This window comes from Micromonospora sp. (assembly GCF_048594385.1).
Lineage (GTDB): Bacteria > Actinomycetota > Actinomycetes > Mycobacteriales > Micromonosporaceae > Micromonospora > Micromonospora wenchangensis.
This window is the reverse complement of sequence record NZ_JBMDWU010000598.1, coordinates 1-5,836: the sequence shown is the minus strand read 5'-3', so window position 1 is coordinate 5,836 and position 5,836 is coordinate 1. Positions and strand designations below refer to the sequence as shown.

At 74.5% G+C, this 5,836-nt stretch carries 6 protein-coding genes; 5 read left to right on the top strand and 1 reads right to left on the bottom strand.

The features are described 5' to 3' along the window. The 4 genes from aspS to ACOJTC_RS31235 form a co-directional block, all read left to right on the top strand. A partial coding sequence (aspS, locus tag ACOJTC_RS31250) for an aspartate--tRNA ligase (protein ID WP_420119570.1) occupies positions 1 to 1,570 on the top strand: 1,570 nt, incomplete at its 5' end. Positions 1,571 to 1,684: 114 nt separating this feature from the next. Continuing rightward, positions 1,685 to 2,497: an SDR family oxidoreductase gene (locus ACOJTC_RS31245; RefSeq protein WP_420119569.1), complete on the top strand. Its 813-nt coding sequence runs from the start codon at positions 1,685 to 1,687 to the stop codon at positions 2,495 to 2,497. A 204-nt stretch (positions 2,498 to 2,701) separates the two neighbouring features. Continuing rightward, entirely contained in the window at positions 2,702 to 3,307 is a 606-nt protein-coding gene (locus ACOJTC_RS31240) for a helix-turn-helix domain-containing protein (protein WP_377684944.1), read from the top strand. Next, the gene (locus tag ACOJTC_RS31235) at positions 3,304 to 4,698 is read left to right on the top strand and encodes an MFS transporter (protein WP_420119568.1); all 1,395 of its coding nucleotides are present in this window, start codon (positions 3,304 to 3,306) and stop codon (positions 4,696 to 4,698) included. The genes ACOJTC_RS31240 and ACOJTC_RS31235 overlap by 4 nt, the downstream gene beginning before the upstream one ends. Here the strand turns inward: ACOJTC_RS31235 and ACOJTC_RS31230 are convergent. Next, positions 4,669 to 5,412, bottom strand: a complete 744-nt coding sequence (locus ACOJTC_RS31230) for a GNAT family N-acetyltransferase (RefSeq protein ID WP_420119567.1) — start codon at positions 5,410 to 5,412, stop codon at positions 4,669 to 4,671. The two genes, ACOJTC_RS31235 and ACOJTC_RS31230, sit on opposite strands and share 30 nt — an antisense overlap. 129 nt (positions 5,413 to 5,541) lie before the next feature. On the opposite strand from ACOJTC_RS31230, the gene ACOJTC_RS31225 reads away from it, so the two are divergent. Further along, positions 5,542 to 5,754, top strand: a complete 213-nt coding sequence (locus ACOJTC_RS31225; RefSeq protein ID WP_067307861.1) for a hypothetical protein — start codon at positions 5,542 to 5,544, stop codon at positions 5,752 to 5,754. Positions 5,755 to 5,836: the final 82 nt, after the last annotated feature.

The window sequence follows — 5,836 nt, the reverse complement described above, 5'->3', positions numbered from 1 at the left end:
CGAGATCGAGGTGACCGCCAGCGCGCTGGAGGTGCTCTCCGAGGCCGCGCCGCTGCCGCTGCCCGTCGACGACCAGGTCGAGGCCGGCGACGACATCCGGCTGCGCTACCGCTACCTGGACCTGCGCCGCAGTGGCCCGGCGAACGCGCTGCGGCTGCGCTCGCGCGCCAGCCAGCTCGCCCGCACCGTGCTGCACGAGCGGGACTTCCTGGAGATCGAGACCCCGACGCTGACCCGGTCCACCCCCGAGGGCGCGCGCGACTTCCTGGTCCCGGTCCGGCTCCAGCCCGGCAGCTGGTACGCGCTGCCGCAGTCGCCGCAGCTGTTCAAGCAGCTCCTGATGGTCGGCGGCATGGAGCGGTACTACCAGATCGCCCGCTGCTACCGCGACGAGGACTTCCGCGCCGACCGGCAGCCGGAGTTCACCCAGCTCGACATCGAGATGTCCTTCGTCACCGAGGACGACGTGATCGACCTCGGCGAGGCGATCGTCGGGGCGCTCTGGAAGGACCTGGCCGGTCACGAGATCTCCCGGCCGATCCCCCGGATCACCTGGCACGACGCGATGGCCCGGTACGGCTCCGACAAGCCCGACCTGCGTTACGGCCTGGAGCTGACCGAGCTGACCGACTACCTGCGCGGCACCGCCTTCCGGGTCTTCGCCGCGGCGATCGACGCGGGCGGCTACGTCGGCGCGGTGGTGATGCCGGGCGGGGCGGCGCAGACCCGCAAGGAACTCGACGGCTGGCAGGACTGGGCCAAGGCGCGCGGCGCGCGTGGCCTGGCGTACGTGGTGCTGGACGCCGAGACCGGCGAGGCACGCGGGCCGGTGGCCAAGAACCTCTCCGCCGAGCACCTGGGCGGCCTGGCCGACGCGGTCGGGGCCAAGCCGGGCGACGCGGTCTTCTTCGCCGCCGGCACGAACACCCGGGAGGCGCAGGAACTGCTCGGCGCGGCCCGGATCGAGATCGCCAAGCGGGCCAAGCTGGTCGACGAGAGCGCCTGGGCGTTCTGCTGGGTGGTCGACGCGCCGATGTTCGAGCCGGCCTCCGACCAGGAGAACGGCAGAGCGGGCGGCTGGACGGCCGTGCACCACCCGTTCACCTCGCCGAACGCCGACTGGGTCGACCGGTTTGAGGAGGCCCCGGACCGGGCGCTGGCGTACGCGTACGACATCGTCTGCAACGGCAACGAGATTGGCGGCGGCTCGATCCGTATCCACCGGGGCGACGTGCAGCAGCGGGTCTTCGACCTGCTCGGCATCACCCCCGCCGAGGCGCAGGACAAGTTCGGCTTCCTGCTGGAGGCGTTCAAGTACGGCGCCCCGCCGCACGGCGGCATCGCGTTCGGCTGGGACCGGGTCTGCATGCTGCTGGCCGGGGCCGACTCGATCCGCGAGGTGATCGCCTTCCCGAAGACCCGGGGCGGCTTCGACCCGCTGACCGGCGCCCCGACCCCGATCACCGGGCAGCAGCGCGCCGAGGCCGGCATCGACGCCAAGCCCAAGCCCGCCGCCACCGCGTCCACCGGCACCGCCGGCCCGGCCGCCCCGGTCGCCGACCCGGTCTGACCCACCCACCCGGAGCCCGGTCCGGCCCACCCGGCATCGTTGATCAAGAGGTTTGCGTCATCATCGCTCTCCGAGGTGACGCAAACCTCTTGATCGTGACGGGGGAGTGGTGGGATGCGGTTGCTCGTGGTGGGAGGGAGCGGGTTTCTCGGGGGTGAGGTGTGCCGGCGGGGGGCCGCTGCCGGGTGGTCGGTGGTGGGAACCTGCCACTGCGGCCGGGTCGCCGTGCCGGGCGTCGGGACACGTCGGTTGGACGTGACCGATCGGGACGCGGTGCGCCGACTGGTCGCCGAGGTCGGCCCGGACGCCGTCGTCGGGACCGCGTACCGTGCCGACGACTGGACGGTCACCGCCGACGGGGCGGCGCACGTCGCGTACGCGGCGGCCGAGGTGGGGGCGCGGCTGGTGCACCTGTCCAGCGACGCGCTGCACGGTGGACGTCCCGAACCGTACGGCGACGACGAGCCGCCCAGCCCGATCCACGGCTACGGTGCGGCGAAGGCGGCGGCGGAGACCGCGGTCCGGGCGATCGACCCGTCCGCCGCGCTGGTGCGTACCTCGCTGATCGTGGGGGAGGGCAGCAAGCAGATCCGGCTCTGCCGGGAGGCGCTCGCCGGGCGGGCCGTCCTGTTCACCGACGAGCTGCGCTGCCCGATCGACGTGACCGACCTGGCCGGCGCCGTGCTGGAGCTGGCCACGTCGTCGTACGCCGGGCCGCTCAACGTCGCCGGCCCCGACGCGGTCAGCCGGGCGGAACTGGGGTTGCTGGTCGCCCGGCGCGACGGGCTCGACCCGGGTGGGATGACGACCGCCACCGGGCGGTCGTCGGGGTTGGTCCGCCCGACACAGGTACGCCTGGACTCCTCCCGCGCGGCCGGTCTGCTCCGGACCCGGCTGCGCGGCGTCACCGAACTCCTCGCCGGCTGACCCCGCCCGCCCCGCCTGGCCCTCCGCCTTGCCTGGCGCTCCGGCCCATCGGGCCCAACGGCCCGCCTGGCCCTCTGTTCTGCCCGCCCCCCGCCCACTGCCGCACCGACCGTGCGGCGGAGTCCGACCGGTCCGCCAGGACTGTCGCACAGTTTCTGTGCACAACTCTTGTGCACAGAAACTGTGCACAGGTACTGTGCGGTCATGGCGAACGACGGACCCACCCCCCGACCCGCGCCGCGCGAGGTGCGGATCGACAAGCGGCAGGTGCGGGTGCTGGCGCACCCGCTGCGGATGCGGCTGCTCGGCGCACTGCGGGTGCAGGGGCCCGCCACCGCCACCACCCTGGCGGAACTGCTCGGCACCAACACCGGCGCCACCAGCTACCACCTGCGGCAGCTCGCCGAGGTCGGGCTGGTCACCGAGGACCCTGACCGGGGGACCGGCCGGCAGCGCTGGTGGCAGGCGGCCCATGAGATCACCAACTGGGAACCGACCGACTTCGACGACGACCCCGACGCGCGGGCCGCGATCGAGTGGATCCAGGGCGACCAGGTACGCCTGCTCGTCGAGCACGCCGAACGCTGGTTCGCCACCCAGCACGAGGCGACCCCCGCGTGGCGGGACGCGATCGGCATGAGCGACATCTTCCTGACCGTCGCACCGGACCGGCTCGAGGCGCTCACGGCGGAGGTGTGGCAGGTGCTGGAGCGGTACCGCCGCGAGACGGAACACGCGCCCGTCGATCCGCAGGCCCGCCCGGTGCAGGTGTTCCTGGCCGCCTACCCGCTGCTGGAGGGGCCCCGATGACCGCGCTCACCGTACGCCAGGTCCGGTTGCGCTATCTGACCCTCTACGGCCTGCGGTGGCTGCCCACCGGCCTGACCATCCCGGTGATGATCCTGCTGATGCAGGAACGCGGCCTGACGCTGTCCCAGATCGGCCTGGTCTCCACCGCCCAGGGCCTGGTCGTGCTGGCGCTGGAACTGCCCACCGGTGGCCTGGCCGACGCGCTCGGCAGCCGGGTGGTCCTGGTCACCGCCTGGGCGGTGAGCCTGCTGTCGCTCGGGCTGTTCGCGGTGGCGGACTCGTTCGCCCTGTTCTTTCTGGTCTGGGCCCTGCAGGGGGTCTACCGGGCACTCGACAGCGGCCCGCTCGACTCCTGGTACGTCGAGTCCACCCTGGCCGCCGACCGCGACGCCGACTACGAGCCCGGCCTCGGCTTCGCCGGCACCGTCGCGGGCGTGACCATCGCCGGTGGCGCGCTGCTCAGCGGCGGCCTCATCGCGCTCGGACCGGTCGGTCCGGTGAGCGCCCTGACCGTGCCGGTGCTGGTCGCCGCCGCTCTGCAGGCCGTCGCCCTGGTCGTCCTGCTGATCCTGCTGGTCGAGACCGGCCCCGCCCGGGGCGCCGGCGCGCTGCGTGCCTCGGTCGTGGCGGCGCCCCGGATGGTCGGGCAGGCCGTCGGCCTGCTGCGCCGCTCCCGGGTGCTGCTGGCCCTGGTGTCGGTGGAGCTGTTCTGGGGCTTCGGCATGGTCACCTTCGAGTCGCTGCTGCCGGTCCGGCTCGCCGACGTGGTCGGCGACCCCGAGCGGGCGGCGGCGCTGCTCGGCCCGGCGAACTCGGCCGCCTGGCTGGTCTCGGCGGCCGGCGCGGCGGCCACCCCGCTGCTGCTGCGCTGGCTCGGCGCCGCCCCCGCCGCCGGGCTGCTGCGGATCCTGCAGGGCGTCACCGTGCTCGGCATGGGGCTGCTCGCCGGGCCCGCCGGGGTGCTGGTCGCCTACCTGGCCTGCTATGCCGTGCACGGCGCATCCAACCCGCTGCACCTGGGGCTGCTGCACCGGCAGGTCGACGGGCCCTACCGGACCAGCGTCATCTCGCTGAACTCGATGATGGGGCAACCGGGGTTCGCCCTCGGCGCGGTGCTGCTCACCGCCCTGGCCGACCGTTCCGGGGTCGGCACCGCGATGGTGGTCGGCGCGGTCGCGCTGGCGGTGGCCGCCCCGCTCTACCTGCCCGCCTGGTGGGCCGGCCGCCGGGCCACCCCGGCCACGCCCGCCGGAACCGGACCGGCGACCGGTCCGGCCGGAACCGGACCCGGGGCCGAACCGGCCGGGCCTGAACCGGCCGGGCCCGCAGCCGGGGGTGTCCAGCCGGCCGGCGCGGCGGCCTCAGCCGAGCCACACCGAACTGCGCCGTAGCGTGCCGGTGAAGCCGAGCCGACGGTAGAGCCGCAGCGCGGCCAGGTTGTCGGCGTAGACGCCGAGCGCGACGTGGTCGTACCGGGCGAGCAGGGCCCGGATCATCCCGGCGGTCAGCGCCGCGCCCAGCCCCCGTCCCCGCCGGTCGCGGGCCACGGTGAGCCCGGCGAGGAAGCCGATGTCGCCGCGACTGCGGTCCGCGCCGCAGGCGACCAGGCGGTCGGCCTCCCAGATGCCGTACCAGCCGGTGACCGTCGGGTCCTGCGGGCGCGACGAGGAGGTGGGGAAGGCGTCGTCGATCAGCGCCACCAGCGCCGGGTGGTCCGTCCGACCGAGGCGGACCACCCGCTCCTGCCCGGGTTGCCGGGGTGGGGCGGCGGTGGTCCAGAGGAAGTCCCAGTCGTCGACCCGGGTCGCCGCGAACCGGTCGACCAGCAGCCTCCGGTCGGCCCGGGGCAACTGCAGGTACTGCCCCGGGCGCACGGCCCCGTCGGCGACCAGCGCCGCGACCAGCCCCACCGCCGCGTCGACCGGGCCGACCACGCCGCCGGCCCGGTCGGTCCCCGCAGCCGGGAGCAGCCAGGCCACCGCGCCGTCGCGGGCCCAGGCGCGGGGCGCGTCGTCGAGCCGCACCGCGTGCCGGACGAACGGGTGGTGGTCGGTGGCGGCGAGGACGGCCGCCCGGCCGGCGAGTTCCCGGTCGGTGTCGATCATGCAAGCAGCCTAGAACCCGGCCGGGCGGGACGCCCCGGCGACGCCGATCTCCACGATGGAGATTGACGAGTCGACCGTTTGGGTACATCGGGGCCGACCTACTGGGACCCCCTACCGGAGGACATAACCATGCTCGCCATCCTCGCGGCCGTCGTGTTCGGCTTCGCGCTCCTGCTGGACCTGCTCAACACCAACTTCGGCGCCCCCGACCTGTTCAACTGGAACACCCTGGTCCTGATCGGCCTGCTGCTGCTCTCGCTCTACCTGGCCGGCGTCGGCAGCGGGCCGCGCGGCGGTGGCGGCGGCCGGTGGTACCGGGGCCGTCGGCCGGGCCGCGGCTGACCGCAACAGATCAGAACGGGGGCGGGCCCCCCCGCGAAGCACGCGGCGGGGGGGGCGCCCCCCGCCATCGTGAAAGATGTTT